Origin of the sequence: Flavobacterium alvei (assembly GCF_002920895.1) — a bacterium.
Taxonomy (GTDB): domain Bacteria; phylum Bacteroidota; class Bacteroidia; order Flavobacteriales; family Flavobacteriaceae; genus Flavobacterium; species Flavobacterium alvei.
The window spans coordinates 63,056-80,342 of the sequence record NZ_PQVG01000010.1; the positions used below are offsets into that span (position 1 = coordinate 63,056).

14 protein-coding genes, 1 other RNA gene and 1 pseudogene are annotated in these 17,287 nt (G+C 32.5%); 8 read left to right on the plus strand and 8 right to left on the minus strand.

The window, feature by feature from the left end:
• Window positions 1-60 precede the first annotated feature (60 nt).
• Window positions 61-373, plus strand: an RNA gene (rnpB, locus tag C3L50_RS15065) — RNase P RNA component class A.
• Here the strand turns inward: rnpB and C3L50_RS15070 are convergent.
• Window positions 370-1,056, minus strand: a pseudogene (locus C3L50_RS15070) (response regulator transcription factor); the annotation flags it as partial. The gene rnpB and the pseudogene C3L50_RS15070 overlap by 4 nt on opposite strands.
• A gap of 5 nt (window positions 1,057-1,061) precedes the next feature.
• On the minus strand, window positions 1,062-2,414 hold the full coding sequence (locus C3L50_RS15075) for a sensor histidine kinase (protein WP_103807015.1): 1,353 nt from the start codon (window positions 2,412-2,414) through the stop codon (window positions 1,062-1,064).
• Between the two features lie 123 nt (window positions 2,415-2,537).
• Between C3L50_RS15075 and C3L50_RS15080 the strand changes: the two genes are divergently transcribed.
• Together C3L50_RS15080 and C3L50_RS15085 are read left to right on the plus strand one after the other, a co-directional pair.
• On the plus strand, window positions 2,538-4,616 hold the full coding sequence (locus C3L50_RS15080) for an outer membrane beta-barrel family protein (protein ID WP_103807016.1): 2,079 nt from the start codon (window positions 2,538-2,540) through the stop codon (window positions 4,614-4,616).
• Window positions 4,617-4,869: 253 nt separating this feature from the next.
• A complete protein-coding gene (locus C3L50_RS15085; protein ID WP_103807017.1) occupies window positions 4,870-8,304 on the plus strand; it encodes a pectinesterase family protein in 3,435 nt (1,144 codons plus the stop codon).
• 90 nt (window positions 8,305-8,394) lie between these two features.
• On the opposite strand, the gene C3L50_RS15090 is transcribed toward C3L50_RS15085, so the two are convergent.
• Together C3L50_RS15090 and C3L50_RS15095 are read right to left on the minus strand one after the other, a co-directional pair.
• Entirely contained in the window at window positions 8,395-8,973 is a 579-nt protein-coding gene (locus C3L50_RS15090) for an RsmD family RNA methyltransferase (protein ID WP_103807018.1), read from the minus strand.
• Window positions 8,970-9,788, minus strand: coding sequence for a DUF3822 family protein (locus tag C3L50_RS15095; RefSeq protein WP_103807019.1), 819 nt, complete (start codon window positions 9,786-9,788; stop codon window positions 8,970-8,972). The genes C3L50_RS15090 and C3L50_RS15095 overlap by 4 nt, the downstream gene beginning before the upstream one ends.
• Window positions 9,789-9,934: 146 nt before the next feature.
• Here C3L50_RS15095 and C3L50_RS15100 point away from each other — a divergent pair, with 146 nt between their 5' ends.
• Window positions 9,935-11,356 (plus strand): ATP-dependent DNA helicase, encoded by a 1,422-nt coding sequence (locus C3L50_RS15100; RefSeq protein ID WP_103807020.1) that lies wholly within the window; start codon window positions 9,935-9,937, stop codon window positions 11,354-11,356.
• On the opposite strand, the gene C3L50_RS15105 is transcribed toward C3L50_RS15100, so the two are convergent.
• Window positions 11,353-11,715 carry a winged helix-turn-helix transcriptional regulator gene (locus tag C3L50_RS15105; protein ID WP_103807021.1) on the minus strand — a complete coding sequence of 121 codons (363 nt, stop codon included), beginning with the start codon at window positions 11,713-11,715 and terminating at the stop codon, window positions 11,353-11,355. The two genes, C3L50_RS15100 and C3L50_RS15105, sit on opposite strands and share 4 nt — an antisense overlap.
• 121 nt (window positions 11,716-11,836) lie before the next feature.
• Between C3L50_RS15105 and C3L50_RS15110 the strand changes: the two genes are divergently transcribed.
• From C3L50_RS15110 to kdsB, 3 genes are all read left to right on the plus strand, one after another.
• Entirely contained in the window at window positions 11,837-12,715 is an 879-nt protein-coding gene (locus C3L50_RS15110; protein ID WP_103807022.1) for an SDR family oxidoreductase, read from the plus strand.
• A gap of 119 nt (window positions 12,716-12,834) precedes the next feature.
• The gene (gene ygiD, locus C3L50_RS15115) at window positions 12,835-13,665 is read left to right on the plus strand and encodes a 4,5-DOPA-extradiol-dioxygenase (protein WP_103807023.1); all 831 of its coding nucleotides are present in this window, start codon (window positions 12,835-12,837) and stop codon (window positions 13,663-13,665) included.
• Between the two features lie 51 nt (window positions 13,666-13,716).
• Entirely contained in the window at window positions 13,717-14,442 is a 726-nt protein-coding gene (gene kdsB, locus C3L50_RS15120; protein WP_103807024.1) for a 3-deoxy-manno-octulosonate cytidylyltransferase, read from the plus strand.
• A 1-nt stretch (window position 14,443) separates the two neighbouring features.
• Here kdsB and C3L50_RS15125 read toward each other — a convergent pair whose 3' ends face one another.
• Both C3L50_RS15125 and C3L50_RS15130 read right to left on the minus strand, forming a co-directional pair.
• Window positions 14,444-15,154 (minus strand): potassium channel family protein, encoded by a 711-nt coding sequence (locus C3L50_RS15125; protein ID WP_103807025.1) that lies wholly within the window; start codon window positions 15,152-15,154, stop codon window positions 14,444-14,446.
• Between the two features lie 69 nt (window positions 15,155-15,223).
• Window positions 15,224-15,886: a spermidine synthase gene (locus tag C3L50_RS15130; protein WP_103807026.1), complete on the minus strand. Its 663-nt coding sequence runs from the start codon at window positions 15,884-15,886 to the stop codon at window positions 15,224-15,226.
• 61 nt (window positions 15,887-15,947) lie between these two features.
• Between C3L50_RS15130 and C3L50_RS15135 the strand changes: the two genes are divergently transcribed.
• A complete protein-coding gene (locus C3L50_RS15135) occupies window positions 15,948-16,505 on the plus strand; it encodes a 1-acyl-sn-glycerol-3-phosphate acyltransferase (protein ID WP_103807027.1) in 558 nt (185 codons plus the stop codon).
• A gap of 1 nt (window position 16,506) precedes the next feature.
• Here C3L50_RS15135 and C3L50_RS15140 read toward each other — a convergent pair whose 3' ends face one another.
• The gene (locus C3L50_RS15140) at window positions 16,507-16,986 is read right to left on the minus strand and encodes a helix-turn-helix domain-containing protein (protein WP_103807028.1); all 480 of its coding nucleotides are present in this window, start codon (window positions 16,984-16,986) and stop codon (window positions 16,507-16,509) included.
• Window positions 16,987-17,287: the final 301 nt, after the last annotated feature.

Consider the following 17,287-nt stretch of genomic DNA (forward strand, 5'->3'; position numbering starts at 1 on the left):
ATATCAATTGTTATTTCAATGACAATGTAGAAATCTAAACTCTAAAAACCTTACTTTTGCACCGCAGACCGCCTTATCGCCGCGATTTTATCGGGGAGGAAAGTCCGGACACCACAGAGGAGCATAGCGGGTAACGCCCGTCGGTTCGAGCAATCGGATTAGGACAAGTGCAACAGAAAGCAGGTACAGGTAATGCTGTAGTGAAACCAGGTAAACTCTATGCGGTGAAATTTCAAGTATATCGGCATTTAAGGGTTTCTCGCCCGTTGCCGAAGGGTAGAAAGATGGAGCACGCAAGCAATTTCGTGCCTAGATAAATGATAAGGCTCTAATTTATTGGAGACAGAATCCGGCTTATAGGTCTGCTTTTTTTAAAATTTTAAATTCTAATCCAACATTGCGAATGCTTTCAATAGCAATCGTTTTGTCTTCAATTAGGTATTTTCGGATTTTGCTAATAAAAACATCCATACTTCTTCCAGAAAAATAGTCTTCATTTCCCCAAACTGCTTTTAAAACTAATTCACGTTTTAATAATTGATTTTTGTGCTGAAAAAGAAAAACCAATAATAATGCTTCTTTTTCTGTAAGTTGCTGTTTTTTTTGATTGTGTTTTAATTCAAAACGATTGGTGTCGAAAGAATAAAATCCTATTTGAATTTCGTTAGGAAGTGTTCCTACTTGGTTTCTTTTTTGGGTTCGTTTTATGATATTTGTAATTCTTAAAACCAATTCATCGGCTTCAAATGGTTTTACAATATAATCATCAGCACCCAATTTTAATCCTTTAATTTTATCTTCATTTTGATTTCGTGCTGTTAGAAACACAAACGGAACTTCAGGATAAAGTTCAATTATTTTTTCTGCTAAAGAAAAGCCATCTAACTTAGGCATCATCACATCTAAAACACAAATATCAAAGGTGTTTTTTTGAATCAAATACAATGCTTCATCGCCATCTTTTGCCCAATTTACTTCAAATCCTTGAAGTTCTAAATACTGTTTTAGGATTGCTCCAAAATCAAAATCATCTTCTGCTAAAAGAATTCTTTTCATAATTTTTAAGCTGATGGAATACTAATAGTAAACAAAGCACCTTTTCCTAAATCACTAACAACTTTAATGTTTCCTTTGTGTGCTTTAAGTATTTGGTCAACATAATATAATCCCAAACCAAGTCCTTTAGTATTATGTACATTTCCTTGTTCGACTCTGTAGAATTTTTCAAAAAGTAAAGGTTGTTTGCTTTTCGCAATTCCAATACCATCATCTTGAATCCCAATACTAAAAGTGGAATTTTCTAAAGATGTTTTGATACTAATGTTTTGGCATCCATATTTTACAGCGTTTTCTAAAACATTATTAATTGCAGTGGTTAAATGAAATTTATCCAACAGTAAAGTAATTTCAGAAAATACAATTTCTGTTTGAATTTTTACATTTGGATAAGCCAATTCAAAATCAGATACAATGGTTTTTACCAATAAATTAGGTTGCACTTTTTCTTTTTGCAACTCAATTTCTTCGATGCCCAAAGAATTGCTCATAACTTGATCTACAAGGTTTTGCAAACGAGTATTTTGACGGTTAATGGTTTCTAAAATTGAATGAAATAATTCAGGATTTTCTTGAACTTCTTTACGCTCTAATATTTTGGTTGAAACCGATAATGTTGTTAAAGGCGTTTTTAATTCGTGGGTAATATTATTGATGAAATCGGTTTTTACATCACTTACTTTTTTCTGTTTGATTAAGGCACGAATAGCAATAACAAATAGTGTAATCAAAATCAAAATAGAAAAAACCGATAAAATCAGAATCGTTGCCATTCGCTGCAAAATAATTTGTTCCCAATTTTTTACAGAAACAAATAAGGTTTCTTCGGTCAACAATTTGTAATTGGAATCTCCAATTGAAGTTCCAACATAATTTCTAATAGAAAAAGCATTGTCTAACGAAGCTAAATTACCGTACAATATGTTGCCAATTGCAGGTTTTTCAGAAAAAATGGTGTCTGCTTTTTGTTGCGAATTAAATACAATAAACTTATTGGTAACAACTGCAAAATCGATTTTGTTTTTCGGAAATTCTAAGTTGATTTTTCTTCGCAATAATTCAGTTAAAACATCACGATACGGATTGGCAAGCAACTTAGTTTTAAGTTCACTTTTGAAATTAGTGTCTTTAATATAACTTTTCAATAACCGATTGTAATAAATGTCTTTACTACTCATTACAGTCGAATCAATATCGGTAAAATCGTTGGTTATTTTGGAAATTTTCTCCTTAATTTCAGTATGAAATTGGGCTACTTTATAATCGTAAGATGTTTTAACCAAATAGTATTGCATTGCAATAAGTGCTATCAAAACTACTGATGAGAAACCGATTAAAAGATTGATTTTTTGTTTCATTTTAGAAATTCAATAGCCCAAAAATAAGGCATTTATTCCAAAATATCGATTTTAACCTTGCATTAACCTCCAATTAACTTTCGTAAAAAAACATTCAATCAAATTTGCATTAAATTAAATGTTATGCAAAAGCTACTTATTTTTATTTCAATCCTAATCACTCAATTAGTGATTTCACAAGAAAAACCGAAAGACTTAGATGAAGTTAAAATTGTAAATGAAACCAAAGCTTTCACTAACAAAAACGGAAATATAAAACTTGATGTGGCTAATTCTATTTATAATTCCGTTTCTAATACAGTTGATTTATTGGCAAAACTACCGAGAATTCAGGTAAGTCCAAATAAAGAATCTATTACAGTTATTGGAAAAGGAAATCCAATATTGTATTTAGATAATCAAAAAGTGGAAATTAATGATTTGAATTCTTTGTCTGTCTATGAAATAAAAACAATTGAAATTATCAACAATCCATCATCAAAATATGAAGCTAATGGCAGGGTTGTGATTTTGATTACCAGAAAATTAAGTAAGAAAGAAAGTTTTAAAGTTATTATTTCTGAAACAGCTTCCTTTCAAAAAAAGTTCAACAATTATTTTGGAATCAATTCTAGTATTAAAAAGAAAAAGTTGGAATTTAAAGTCAATTTTAATTTCAATCAAATAAAAGTTTGGGAAAGTAATGGCAATGATTTTACAATTCCAAATTATGATATTGTTTCAAATTATTTAGTTACCGCAATTACAAAACGTCCACAGTTTGTTTTTGGAACTGGACTTTTTTATAAAATAAATGAAGCTGATTATTTCTCAATTAACATTAATAGAAGAATCCAAAAAGATGTTTTTGATATTGTAACCGATACTTATAATGAGCAACAATCAAACGTTGATTTTATTAATACCTTAAATTCAAATAATGAAAATAGAAATTTCACAAATGGTTTTATGAATTACACTCACAAAATAAAAAGTATTGATGGACAATTGTTTACTGGTTTTCAATATTCAAATTTCAATCAGCAAATTGAAAGCATAATAGCTAACAATTATAACAATACTAATTTTCAATTATCTCAAAATAGAAACCAGAATATTAAAATTGATGTATTTTCAGGACGAGCTGATTTTGAAAAAGAGTTTATAAATAAGATGAAATTAGAATTGGGAGCACTTTATCTTCAAGCTAATTCATTTACCGATTTTGCTATTGAAACACTAAGTCCAAAAACATCAATTGCTTCAAATTACACTTATGAAGAAACGAATATTGCCACTTATTCTAATTTGTATGGAAATTATAAAAAGATGAATTATTCATTTGGATTGAGAGCTGAAAACACTATTGTTAAAGCTGAAAATTCATCAGATAGCGCTCTTTTAATTGACAAAAACTACATTACTATTTTTCCTAAATTAGAAATTCAAATCCCAATTGATAGCATAAATACTATTAGTTTTAATTATGCTAAAAGTATTTCAAGACCGAATTTTTCTACGACAAGTCAGGTTTCTGCTTATATAAATCCATATTTTGTTTGGTCAAATAACATTAATCTGGATCCTACAATAATTGATGAAATTTCTTTAGCCTATCAGTTAAAAGAAAAATTACTTAAATTGAGTTATAACAAAATTAGGAATCCGGTTTATTATGCAACTTCTTATAATGATTCACAAAAACTACTTACATTTCAAACAGCAAATTTTGAAAAAGAATCTGGATTTAATCTTGAATTTACAGTTCCTTTTAAATATAAATTTTGGACTTCGACAAATTCAATATGTGGAATAATTAATAAAGTAGAAGATAAATTGTCAGTAGTAAATCCACCTAAACCGTATTTATATTATTATTCAAATCACATATTTAAACTTCCAAAAAAAATAGATTTAGCATTAACTGGTTGGGGATTGACACACAGAAACGAAGGGATTTTTGAAAGAAATGGATTGTTTACAATAGATGTGGCAGTTTCAAAAACTTTTTTCAAATACTTTGATTTTACGCTAAGTTATAATGATATTTTTAGACAAATTAAGTATTATGAAAATTTTACTATTAATAATGTTACTGCAAAAGGAGTGTATTACACCGATTCTCGTTTAATTTCCTTCTCAATTAAATATTCATTTGGGAAAATAAAAAATGAAGAATATAAAGAAAAAGTTATTGATGAAAATTCTGGAAGGATAAGGTAGTGAGTTAATTATTTCAGAATCCTCTTCAATTTCTTCATCATTCGATTTTTTAAATTTGAATTTTATATTGTCATTAAATGGTTTTATTGTTAATTAAATAATTTTGCTCCTGTAATAATATATTAATCAAAAAAATAGTTGCTTTTATTATTATTATTGTTATTTTAGCAACGTTTAATTATGCGTTTTGTTTATCAAATTGCAAGATTAAATTTTATAGATTTTATAACTTATTAAAAAACACAAACTAATTATGAAAAGAAAACTATTTTCTAACCAAGCCCCCAAGCTTATTATTTTGTTATTTCTATGCTCTATAGTGCAATCGATTGCCCAGACAGTAAATGAAACTGCAACTATCACTTGGCCTTTTAATACAGGTGTTGCTGGACAAACAGCTACTTATTCAGGGTCAGCATCAACAGCTACCTATTTTAAGCCTGATTACGTAACTCTTGGAAGCAATTATATTTATAATGGTGCTAAAGCAGAAGCAACAATAGCCGGTAGTATGTATACGTCTATCAAAAATCCTGGTACCTCTAATACTCCTACTGGAGTTGCAGTTGGAAATCTTCTAAGTTTTAATGTGACCCCTGTTACAGGATTAAATTTTACACCAACTTCAATTGCATTTAATTGTCAACGATTTGGAACAGGTTCTGGAGTATTGGATTTGTATTGGAAATCTAGTAATGGTACTTCAACATTAATCCAAGCTAATGTAAAACCGGCTCGTTCAGGAGTAACTTCAGGTGGAGATTTTAATTATTATATAAAAGATCTGACTGCGTTGTCAATTCCTAGTTCGAATGGTTTGTGTACATTGGAAATTTATATTCACTCTTTAGGAGGAGGAAAGGATGTAGGAATTTCTAACGTACAGATTATTGGAAATTTAAGTGGAACAATTGCAGCAATAACAACTTATACGGTTTCAACAACAAATTCACCAGCAAATGGTGGAAATATAACTAGTTTTCCTGTAGGAACAACTCATGATTCCGGTACAGAAGTTACTCTTACAGCGACTAGAAATTTTGGTTATCAATTTTCGCATTGGGCAAATGATTTAGACCAAATAGTTTCAACAAGTAATCCTTATACATTTACATTAAATAATAACGTAAATTTAAAAGCAGTTTATACAGCAATTAACACTTATTCTTTAGAAATTTCTGTAAACGGAGGAGCAAAAGATTATATGGTAGGAGTTTCTCCTGCAGGAACAATGGTTGGAGGAATAAGAATGTATGAAGAAGGAACGAATGTGAGCTTAACTGCAAATAACAATCCAATCCTTAATTTCTCGAATTGGGGAACTGGGGAAACAAATTCTATTCTCAATGTTGCAATGAACTCCAATAAATCCATTAGTGCGAATTATAATGCTTCTGAATATGTTGTGGGATGGGATTTCTATAAAACGGGAAACAATAGCCGTGTGGCCGATTTTTCGTCAGATGCTATCAATGATCCTGCTGCATTAATTTTGCGTAAAGCTGATGGAACACAAGCAGGATGGTTGGGTAAATCTGTTCTAGAAGGCGGTTATGAAGGTCGAGGAGCCGCTGTAAATTGGCAACCAATAGCTAATCAATACTACTATCAAATAAAAATTAACGCGACAGATTATACTAATATTAGTGTAAAAGCGGCTATGCTTTTTAACTATAATGCTTATACTAAACAATTGTGCGAGTATTCGTTAGATGGAATTAATTTTACTGGAATAGGTGTTTTTGATTTGGTAAATGCCAAACAATATTACGAAAACACTTTTACATTGCCTGCTGATGCTAATAATAAGAGTGAAGTTTACATTAGATGGATTCCTGATTATACTTCAACTATAGTTGGAGCTGCAGCAACAAATGACGGAACAACTATTTCGGGTATTTATGTCTTTGGAACCAAAAGTGTTTTCAATGATGGAATTGCTCCTGTAGTAGTTAGTTCGATTCCTGCTAATAATGCTACTGGTGCTTCGGCTACAGGAAAAGTTGTACTTAATTTTGACGAACGCATCAAAATAGTTTCAGGTACAACAGCCACTCTAAATGGTAAAAACCTTACTCCAGAAGTATTCGGAAAATCCATTTCTTTTAATTATTCGGGCTTAAGTTATAACACAACTTATACATTTACTTTAGCTGGAAATAAAATTTCTGATTTGGCAGACAATACTTTAACTACTCCAATTTCTGTTACTTTCACGACATTAAATAAACCTGTAGTAACAAAAAAAGCATATAATTTTATAGTTGGTGTTGATGGTAATTTTGCGGCTGCATTGGCTGCAGCACAAACAGCTTCTGCTAGTGGAGAACGATTTTATATCTTTTTCCCAAATGGGAATTATGATTTAGGAAACACAACTGGAGATGCTACACAACAAACATTTATCAATCTTCCAAATGTATCCTTCATTGGTCAAAGTGCCGATGGAGTAACTTTATTCAACGAACCTCTTGCTGCAAATGAAGGGATTGGAACTACACCAACAATTAATTTTCAATCCAATTCAAAAAATATCTACATGCAAGATCTTACCATTTTAAACAAAATGGATTATAGAAAAGGAGCCTTTACAGGAAGAGCAGTTGCTTTAAGAGATCAAGGAGATAGAAATATATATAAAAATGTAAAATTATTAAGTAATCAAGATACTTTCTATACTGCAAGTAACCGAATTTATCTTGAAAATAGTGAAATTCACGGAACAGTAGATTTTATTTTTGGTGGAGGTGATGTGTTTTTCAATGCTTGTACTCTTTATTTAGAAGATCGTGCTGGAAATCATGTAACAGCAGCAGCCACAGGATCTAACTGGGGATACGTGTTTAGAGATTGTACTATTGATGGTTTTGCTCAAAACAACGGAAGTTATAAACTAGGTCGCCCTTGGCAAGGAAGTCCAAAAGTTGTTTTTATTAATACAGTTATGAAACAATTACCAGCAAATGAAGGTTGGTCAGAATGGGGCGCATTGCCATCTGTTTATGCTGAATACAACAGTTTAACAGGTTCAGGAAATGCCATAGATTTATCCGGAAGAAGAACTACCTATTCTAATGGTTCTGGAGGTTCGGTGACTTTGAATCCAGTACTTACCCAAGCCCAAGCCAACAATTATACAATCGAAAATGTATTGAGTGGTACTGATACTTGGCAACCTACTTTAGCTACTGAACAAGCTTCAATTCCAGTTCTATCTAATACTGGAAAAATACTTAATTGGGCTAATAATAATTACGTATTGGGATGGGCAATTTTTAAAGACGATGTATTTGTTTCTTTCACAACAACAAATAGTTATGATGCTTCAGCTCAAACATCTGGAAAGTTTTCAGTTAGAGCAGCAAACGAAATGGGAGGATTAAGTGCTAAATCAAATGAGCTTGATGTGGCTACTTTAGGATTAAGCAATACTAATTTGGTATTGAATACTATCACAGTAAGTCCTAATCCAACATCTGGAATTGCTAAAATACAAATTGGAGGTTCTAGTCAAGAAACGAATCTATCTTTATATACTTTATTAGGAAAAAAACTTTGGTCAAATAAACTAACTACTGGAAACAATGAGTCAGTTACAATAGACTTGAGTTCTCATACAAATGGGGTTTATATTTTGAAAGTGGAAAGAGAGTCTGAATCTAAAACTGTAAAAATTATAAAACAATAATCGTTTCAATGCAATTTAGAAATTACGAATAACTAAAAAGGCTTGAATTCATATGAATTCAAGCCTTTTAATTTTTAGAATAAACTAAAACTATTCCTCTTCAGAATCTTCATCACTTTCTTCATCCGATTTTTCAAATTCAAAGAAACTAAAAAAAGAACCTCCATAACTTTTCTGGAAAGAAAAATGGGGTAAATGATCGAGTTTGGTGTATTTAGAATGTTCAATAATCATCATTCCGTCTTCTTGAAGTGCTTTTTTTTCGAAAACGGTCAAGACTACTTTTTCAAAAGTCTTTTGATCCAATCCATACGGAGGATCGGCAAAAATAATATCGTAAGTGGCTTTGTTTCGTTCCAAAAATTGAAACACATCGCTTTTGGTTGCGGCTATGTTAAAATCGTATTCCGAAGCGATTTGTTTGATGAATTTTACACAACCAAAATCAGCATCTACAGAAGTTATTGGTGTGCATCCTCGAGAAGCAAATTCGAAACTGATATTTCCAGTTCCTGCAAATAAATCCAGTATTTTCAAGCCTTCAAAACTGAAATGATTGTTCAAAACATTGAATAATGCTTCTTTGCTCATATCGGTTGTAGGGCGAACAGGAAGTCCTTTGGGCGGAAAAATGCGTCTTCCTTTGTATTTACCTGAAATGATTCTCACGATTGAAATAAAATAAAATGTTTCTGATTTTGGGCAGTTGAAAAGGGATTGTTTTGTTGCAAATTCGATACATCAAAAAAAGATACATTTCGGATGTATTTGAAAGCCAATTGATAAAAAGTGTCATCTTCGGCAATAGTTCCTAATAATTCCAATTTGAAATTCTCAGGATTCATATTCAATTGTTCGGCCGTGAAAAGCAAATAATACAGAAAATCTTCTGGCGTTTGATAATCGAAAGAATTGAACAACAATAACTTTTGGTTTTGAACGACAATAATCTCAAAATGTCCCGGATTGAAATTGACAATCATCTTTTTATCATCATTATTTTTGGACGCATCCAAAAGTTTATTGACCAAAATACTGTTGGCATGCTTGTAATTGAAAGAACCAAATTGGTCAATAAAAAAATTATTGATGTTCACATACGGAATGTAAACGGTGTTCATTTGATAGTTGTGAATTTCGTCGAAAGCAAAAAAATCAGTTTCAAAAACTTTCGTATTGTATTGTAGATAACTTCCCAAGAAATTCTCGTCAAAAAGCGGTTCTGGAACAAATGTTGAAAGATTGTTGTTGTGAATCACTAATATCTCGTCATAAGAATCCTTTAATTCTGGGTTTTCTCTGAAAGCGTCACCAAACAATTCTTCGATTTTGGTGGCTTTGTGAAATGTATCAAAATGGATTTCCTTCACGGAAAGGATTTTGTGGTTTAAAGTATCAAAAACACAAAAAGAAAGCCCCGTCAAGGAAACCTGAAGCGAGAGTTTTTTGTATTTTTTATCGGTAATGGTAGTGTTGACAGACATAGTTGCAAACTTACAATTTTATTTGATAGTTTAAAAGTTTAAAGGTTTAAGAGTTTAGAAGTTCACCGTGAATCGCTTAAACTTTTAAAACTTTTAATCTTTAAACTCCTAAACTTTTTCCTTACTTTGCAGTCAAATAACACCCAATGGAATCCTCCTTGTTTTACAGCCTTTTACAGAAAAAATTTCCTTTTACACCTACGTACAAACAGGATGTGTTTTTCCAAAAAATCGCTATTTTCCTGACCCAAAACGACAACAACACCATTTTCGTCTTGAAAGGGTATGCCGGAACGGGTAAAACAACCGTGATTTCGACTATCGTCAACAACTTGATTGACATCAATAAAAAATATGTTTTGCTGGCGCCAACAGGTCGTGCGGCCAAAGTAATTGCTAATTATTCCGATAAACCAGCTTTTACGATTCACAAGAAAATTTATTTTCCAAAGAAGTCATCGGGTGGAGGAGTTTCTTTTGTTTTGCAACCCAACAAACACAAAAACACCATTTTTATCGTTGATGAAGCTTCAATGATTTCGGATACCAATTCCGATTCTAAATTGTATGAAAACGGTTCTTTGCTCGACGATTTGATTTCGTATGTGTATTCGGGAACCAATTGCAAAATGATTTTGTTGGGAGACACCGCCCAGTTACCACCCGTGAATTTGGATATTAGTCCCGCTTTGGATATTCGAACTTTGGGAATGAATTACGGCAAAGAAATCGAACATATCGAATTGGACGAAGTAATGCGTCAGGAAGAAAACTCCGGGATTTTGCACAACGCCACGGAACTTCGGGAATTGTTGAAGGATTCTTTTATAGATGAATTCAAATTTGATCTTCAAAAATTTAAGGATATCGTCCGTTTGACCGATGGTTACGACATTCAGGATGCGATTAATTCGGCTTACAGCAATTACAGCATCGAGGACACGGCTTTCATCGTTCGGTCGAATAAAAGAGCCAACCAATATAATGAGCAAATTCGAACCAAGATTTTAGACAAGGAAAGTGAATTGTCCACAGGGGATTTTTTGATGGTTGTGAAAAACAATTATTTCTGGCTCAAAGACTCCGATGAAGCTGGTTTTATTGCCAATGGCGACATCATCGAAGTGCTGGAAATATTCAATATCAAGGAATTATACAGTTTTAAGTTTGCCAATGTCAAAATTCGAATGGTCGATTATCCCAACCAAAAACCATTCGAAACGGTTTTGTTATTGGACACCATAAAAAGCGAATCACCGTCCTTGACTTACGAAGAATCCAACCGATTATACCAAGAAGTCCTGAAAGATTACGAAGGCGAAACCAAGTACAAACAATTCCAAAAAGTGAAAGCCAATGAATATTTCAATGGCTTGCAAGTCAAGTTTTCGTATGCCATAACTTGCCACAAATCGCAAGGAGGGCAGTGGAATACGGTTTTTGTCGAACAGCCGTATTTGCCGGATGGGATTAACAGGGATTACATTCGCTGGCTTTATACGGCTATGACGAGAGCAAAAAATAAGCTCTATTTGATAGGATTTAAGGACGAGAGTTTTGTGGATTAACTTTCTGAAAGCACCGTTTCTCGATGTTGCAAACCCCATTCTAACATTTTATCCAAAACATCGCCCAATGATTTTGCAGATTCAGTCAATTCATATTCTACCGTGATGGGTGTTGTGTCATAAACGGTTCTTTTGACCATTCCGTTCATTTCTAAATCTTTCAATTCTTTGGACAACATTCGAGGTGTGATTTTTGGAATATTGCGTTGAATTTCGGTAAAACGTCTTTTTTCGAACAATAAAGAACCTATAATAGGTAATTTCCATTTGCCATTAATTACGTTTAAAGTATCGTTAACAGCCAATACAAATTGAATAGGACAGGCTTTGGCTTCTTTGAAACTGATTTTATTTTCCATTATTTCCTTGATTTTGTTGTTGCTATACAAAAGGATACTACTATACTTTAATATATCGCTATATTTTAGGTAGCAAATGTAATTATCTTTGCATTAGTATTAACAATAAAAATTAAAAAAAATGAGTGCAAAAATTTTAGTAACTGGCGCAACAGGTAATTTTGGAAAAACAACCATCGATTTTTTATTAAAAAAAGGAATCGCAGCAAAAAATATTTCAGCTTTGGTAAGAGATGAGGCCAAAGCCGAAGATTTAAAAGCAAAAGGCATCACAATTGTTAAAGGAGATTATGATAATTATGATTCTTTGCTAGCAGCATTCAAAGGAGTGGATAAGTTATTGTTGGTTTCGGCTACTGATTTTGAAAAGCGTAGCAAACAACAATTGAATGCCGTAAAAGCGGCCAAAGAAGCCGGTGTAAAACACATTTTATACACCAGTTTTGAACGAAAAAATGAGTCGGAAACCTCGCCGATTGCTTTTTTGGCAAAATCGCATATTGATACCGACAACGCCATTAAAGCGAGCGGAATGACGTATAGTATTTTTAGAAATAACTTATATTTAGAGGTGTTACCAATGTTTTTTGGCGAACAAGTTTTAGCAACAGGAATCTTTTTTCCAGCTGGAGATACTGCTGCAGCTTATGTTTCTAGAAATGATTTGGCTGAGGCTGTTGCTAATGTCTTAATTGATGAAAATGCTGAAAGTAGAGAATATGCAATGAATAACATCGAAAATTATTCATTGAAAACCAGTGCGGATATTTTGAGTGAAATAACCAATAGCACAGTAAGTTACACTAGTCCAAGTCCTGATATTTATTCGGATGTATTGACAAAAGCAGGTGTTCCAGGAGAATATGTTGGAATGTTTGTAGGTTTTGGAGCCGCAATTGAACAAGGCGAATTTTATGCCGATTCATCGGATTTAGAAAAATTATTGGGTAGAAAACCGATTTCCTTGAAAGATTTCTTGAAGCAAACGTACACAAAATAAGAACTATAGAATCAAGAATAGAAAAACGGGCAATTTTATTGGTCCGTTTTTTCATTTAATGACTACCTGAACGGAAAAGATTTTTTACATTTAAACAATATTTATCGCGATTAGATTATATGAATACTTTAAACGATTTACATCAAATTTCAAGCAGTTTTTCTAACACCGAAAAAATGCCTGTTTTGTTCCTGGGACACGGAAGTCCTATGAACGCCATCGAAGAAAATCAGTTTGTGACTGGCTTTCGAAACCTAGCCAAAACTTTGCCACAACCCAACGCCATTTTGTGTATTTCGGCGCATTGGTTTACCAAAGGCACTAAAGTTACTGCAATGGAAATGCCCCGAACGATTCACGATTTTGGAGGATTTCCTCAGGAATTGTTTGCGGTGCAATATCCTGCGAAAGGAAGTCCGGAATTAGCAGCTGAAACCGCAGCATTATTTAAACCTCTTGAAGTAGAATTAGACAAACATTGGGGTTTGGATCACGGCGCTTGGAGTGTCATTAAACATTTGTATCCCGAGGCCAATGTTCCCGTAATCCAGTTGAGTATTGATTATACAAAATCTCCTCAATATCATTTTGAATTGGCCAAAAAACTGAGTGATTTACGCCAAAAAGGAATCCTGATTATTGGTAGCGGCAATATCGTGCATAACTTGAGATTGGTTGATTTTCCTAATTTTAACAAAGACAATTACGGTTACGATTGGGCGATTGAAGCCAGAGAAACGGTAAACAATTATTTATTGGACGGCAATTTTCAACCGCTTATTGATTACGAAAAACAAAATAAGGCGTTGCAAATTGCGATTCCAACTCCAGATCATTATTTGCCTTTGATTTATACTTTAGGATTGAAAGACAAAACCGAAGAATTGAGTTTGTTCAATGACAAATTAGTGGCGGGTTCGTTGAGTATGACTTCGGTGAAGATTTGCTAGAAAAAATGGTATATTTGAAAGCCAAATAATTTAAATTTAGGAATAAACAAAATGAAAATAATAGCAGTCATTCCCGCACGTTACGCCTCAACCCGTTTTCACGCCAAATTGATGGAAGATTTGGGAGGTAAAACCGTGATTTTAAGAACCTATGAAGCCGCCAAAAAGTCCAATCTTTTTGATGACGTTTTCGTGGTGACCGATTCCGATTTGATATTTAAAGAAATTGCTTCTAATGGTGGAAAAGCCATTATGAGTATCAAAGAACACGAATCAGGAAGTGACCGAATTGCCGAAGCCGTCGAAAATATGGAGGTTGATATTGTGGTCAATGTGCAAGGCGACGAACCTTTTATCGACACAGCCGCTCTGGAAAAACTGATTGAAGTCTATAAAAATGACACCGAAAAGAAAGTAGATTTGGCTTCTTTAATGTGTGAAATCAAAGAAGAACAGGAAATCAATAATCCCAACAATGTTAAAGTGGTCGTAAACCAAAATGGTTTTGCGTTGTATTTTTCACGTTCGGTGATTCCGTATCCGCGAGAAGCGAATGTGGGCGTTCGCTATATGAAACACATTGGGATTTATGCTTTTAGAAAACAGGCCTTGATGGATTTCTACAATCTGCCGATGAAATCGTTGGAAGCATCCGAAAAACTGGAGCAATTGCGCTATCTGGAATTTGGCAAAAGTATCAAAATGGTGGAGACAACACATATTGGAATTGGAATTGACACCAAAGAAGATTTAGAAAAAGCTAGGAAATTGATTTAAATTAGCTTTCGTTTTCAATATCAAAATAGCCTTTTACTTTTATTTTTGCAGTGAAAAAATTCAAAAACAGAACTACAAATAATAAGAATAAAAAGGCTTGAGCGGTGGTTAAAAATTTTCCGATTGGTGTAACAGGATAAAAATCGCCATAGCCGATAGAAGCCGAATTAATGGTGCTGAAATAAATTGGGTCAAACCAATGATCGAGCGGCTTGTTCAAATAATTACCGCAAGAATACAAAACTCCAAACGAAAATATAATTTCGATATAATTGAGAAAAAGCAAAAGCATCGATCTTTTATAAGAACGCGGTTTCGAAAACATATCCGAAGCAAAAATAAGCGTGGGAATGTATAAAATAGTTTCTAATAAGACATAAATCATTATCCAAATCACAAAGTGATAACTTTGCCAATGATTCATTAAGATGAATAATGGAAAGCTGACTTTGAGTAAAACATAGAAATCTAAGGCTAAATCTCGGTATTCATAGCCTCTTAAATAGGCCAAATATTTGATATAAACTCCAGGAAAAAGCAATTGCGAAGAAGAAAGGAACAACCGTACAAATTTTTCTATTCCATTATCGTCCTGATGATTATTGTTCCAAATGGCTTTTATGTTCATTAAGCGTTTCTGAACAGGATTGAATTCGGGTTTTGGCATTTTGGCTAAATTCCCTAAGAACAATTTTTTTAGAATCGATTTCATCTTTTTGATATTCGAATTGGACTCTAATTTACGAAAAAATTGCTTAATTTTTAGTACAAATTACAAATATTATTTGCTTTCGATTAATATCAATTCATTCGTTTTCTCCATTTTGTTATATAAGGTAACGGTATATTTTTTAGGATCAAAATTTTTCACATAGTCCAGATTGAGTTCTCTTTGCTGTTTGTTCAGTAACATGGTATTAAACAGAATATGACCTTTGGGATTTAACAAAAAGCAAATTTTGTTGATGAAAAAGAATTCAAACAAAAAATCGGGCATTTTTGTGTCTTGAAAAACATCTATAATAATCAAGTCGAAGGTTTCTGTCGTTTTCAAAACAAATTTGGAAGCGTCATCAAAAATAATTTCCAAATTTGGAATCTCATTCAGTTGAAAATATTTATTGGCAATATCAATTATATTTTTGTCAATTTCAACACCAGTAATTTGACCTTCAAATTTAATTTCGTCAACTAAAGTTCGGATAACGCTGCCACCAGCAACACCAAGCACTAAGATTTTTTGCATTGATTTGATTTTTTCAAAACCAATGATTCTCAATCCTTTTCTTAAAATTCGCTGTAAATTGCCATACGAATAATTAGTATTCTCACTATCTAAAACTAATTTTCCGTCAGTCCAAGTTACTTCTAGAGTTTTACTAAGTGTTGAATTTTGTTTGAAAATGGTGACCGGAAGTAAGAAACTAAACAGTTTTTTGAGCATTTGAATTTATTTTTATCAAAAATACAGGATAAATATTAATTTTACGAAAAATGGGGTCTAAATGAAAAAAAGTTTCTACAAGTTAATTTTCTTCCAATGGATGGGCTGGAAAATAGAAGGCACACTAGATGAAAGTATCAAAAAGTGTGTTCTGATGGTTATTCCTCACACGAGTTGGCACGATTTTTACCTCGGATTATTGACAAGAGGAATCATTGGAATTCAAATGAATTTTATTGGTAAAAAAGAATTATTTCGTTTTCCGTTTGGATTTTATTTCCGTTGGATGGGGGGAGCGCCCATTGATAGAGTAGGGAATTTAAACAAAGTAGAATCGATCGCCAAAATTTTTGAAACCCGTGACGAATTCCGATTAGCCATTTCTCCTGAAGGAACCCGAAAAAAAGTGAAAGAACTAAGAACCGGATTTTATTATATTGCCTTAAAAGCAAATGTTCCCATAATTCCTGTTGCTTTTGATTTTGGCCAAAAATCTGTAAAAATGGGGCAACCGTTCTTTCCTACTTCAAATTATGAAAAGGATTTACCTATTTTACTTCAGCATTTCAATGGCGTTGTTGGAAAAATTCCAGAGAATGGATTTTCACAAGAATACTAATTTATTCGGCTGAATAGGTTTTAAAAGTTCCGTTGGTATAGAAAATTACAATTCGATCAATTTCAGTTTCTGTTTTTGGAATTGAAGGTATTTTTGAATTTGAAAAACGAGGGAATTGATTTTCTACCTTTTCATTTTTTTCAAGCACCAATTTTTCCGAAAACAAATCGGGTTGTTTCTCAATTTCCGAAGCTGCGGTTTGGGTATTCAAAATAGGAGTAGGCGAAGTAGCATTCGATTCAATCGCTAATTCCGATTTTGGAAAACTACCTTTTCCGTTGAGCATCCAATACAAATCAACTTCTGGAAAAACATCCAAAATTTTAAGTATAAAATCCAAACTCGGTTTGTTTCTTCCCGAAAGCAAATGCGACAAGCTCGAACGTTGCACACCTATTTTATCGGCAAATGAAGAAGCATTTAAGCCATAATAATCTAATATAATTTCGATTCTTTTTATAAAATCATCGGTGTTTACCATTGTAAAATATGTTTTATAATAACTGTGTTACAAATGTAATCAAAAAGAATAGAACAGCCAATATTACAGATGTAAATTATTTAAAACCACTGTTATAATTGAAATTTTAACTTAAATTAAATGTATTTAAAATACTGATTTAAAATATTTTGATGTATATTATTATAATTGAATACAATTGTCAATTGCTTTGCTAAAAGGGATTCTATTTGAAAGAGTATTTCTGTTTACAATTATAAATTTAGTTTAAAATTTGATGTTTACTTTTGTAAATGTAAAGATGTTTACTTTTGTAAAACAA

Bases quoted from the DNA above. Each gene is read 5' to 3' on its own strand.
- C3L50_RS15075 (WP_103807015.1), bottom strand. From the start codon at position 2,414: ATGAAACAAAAAATCAATCTTTTAATCGGTTTCTCATCAGTAGTTTTG.
- C3L50_RS15080 (WP_103807016.1), top strand. From the start codon at position 2,538: ATGCAAAAGCTACTTATTTTTATTTCAATCCTAATCACTCAATTAGTG.
- C3L50_RS15085 (WP_103807017.1), top strand. From the start codon at position 4,870: ATGAAAAGAAAACTATTTTCTAACCAAGCCCCCAAGCTTATTATTTTG.
- C3L50_RS15095 (WP_103807019.1), bottom strand. From the start codon at position 9,788: ATGTCTGTCAACACTACCATTACCGATAAAAAATACAAAAAACTCTCG.
- C3L50_RS15100 (WP_103807020.1), top strand. From the start codon at position 9,935: ATGGAATCCTCCTTGTTTTACAGCCTTTTACAGAAAAAATTTCCTTTT.
- C3L50_RS15105 (WP_103807021.1), bottom strand. From the start codon at position 11,715: ATGGAAAATAAAATCAGTTTCAAAGAAGCCAAAGCCTGTCCTATTCAA.
- C3L50_RS15110 (WP_103807022.1), top strand. From the start codon at position 11,837: ATGAGTGCAAAAATTTTAGTAACTGGCGCAACAGGTAATTTTGGAAAA.
- ygiD (WP_103807023.1), top strand. From the start codon at position 12,835: ATGAATACTTTAAACGATTTACATCAAATTTCAAGCAGTTTTTCTAAC.
- kdsB (WP_103807024.1), top strand. From the start codon at position 13,717: ATGAAAATAATAGCAGTCATTCCCGCACGTTACGCCTCAACCCGTTTT.
- C3L50_RS15125 (WP_103807025.1), bottom strand. From the start codon at position 15,154: ATGAAATCGATTCTAAAAAAATTGTTCTTAGGGAATTTAGCCAAAATG.
- C3L50_RS15130 (WP_103807026.1), bottom strand. From the start codon at position 15,886: ATGCTCAAAAAACTGTTTAGTTTCTTACTTCCGGTCACCATTTTCAAA.
- C3L50_RS15135 (WP_103807027.1), top strand. From the start codon at position 15,948: ATGAAAAAAAGTTTCTACAAGTTAATTTTCTTCCAATGGATGGGCTGG.
- C3L50_RS15140 (WP_103807028.1), bottom strand. From the start codon at position 16,986: ATGGTAAACACCGATGATTTTATAAAAAGAATCGAAATTATATTAGAT.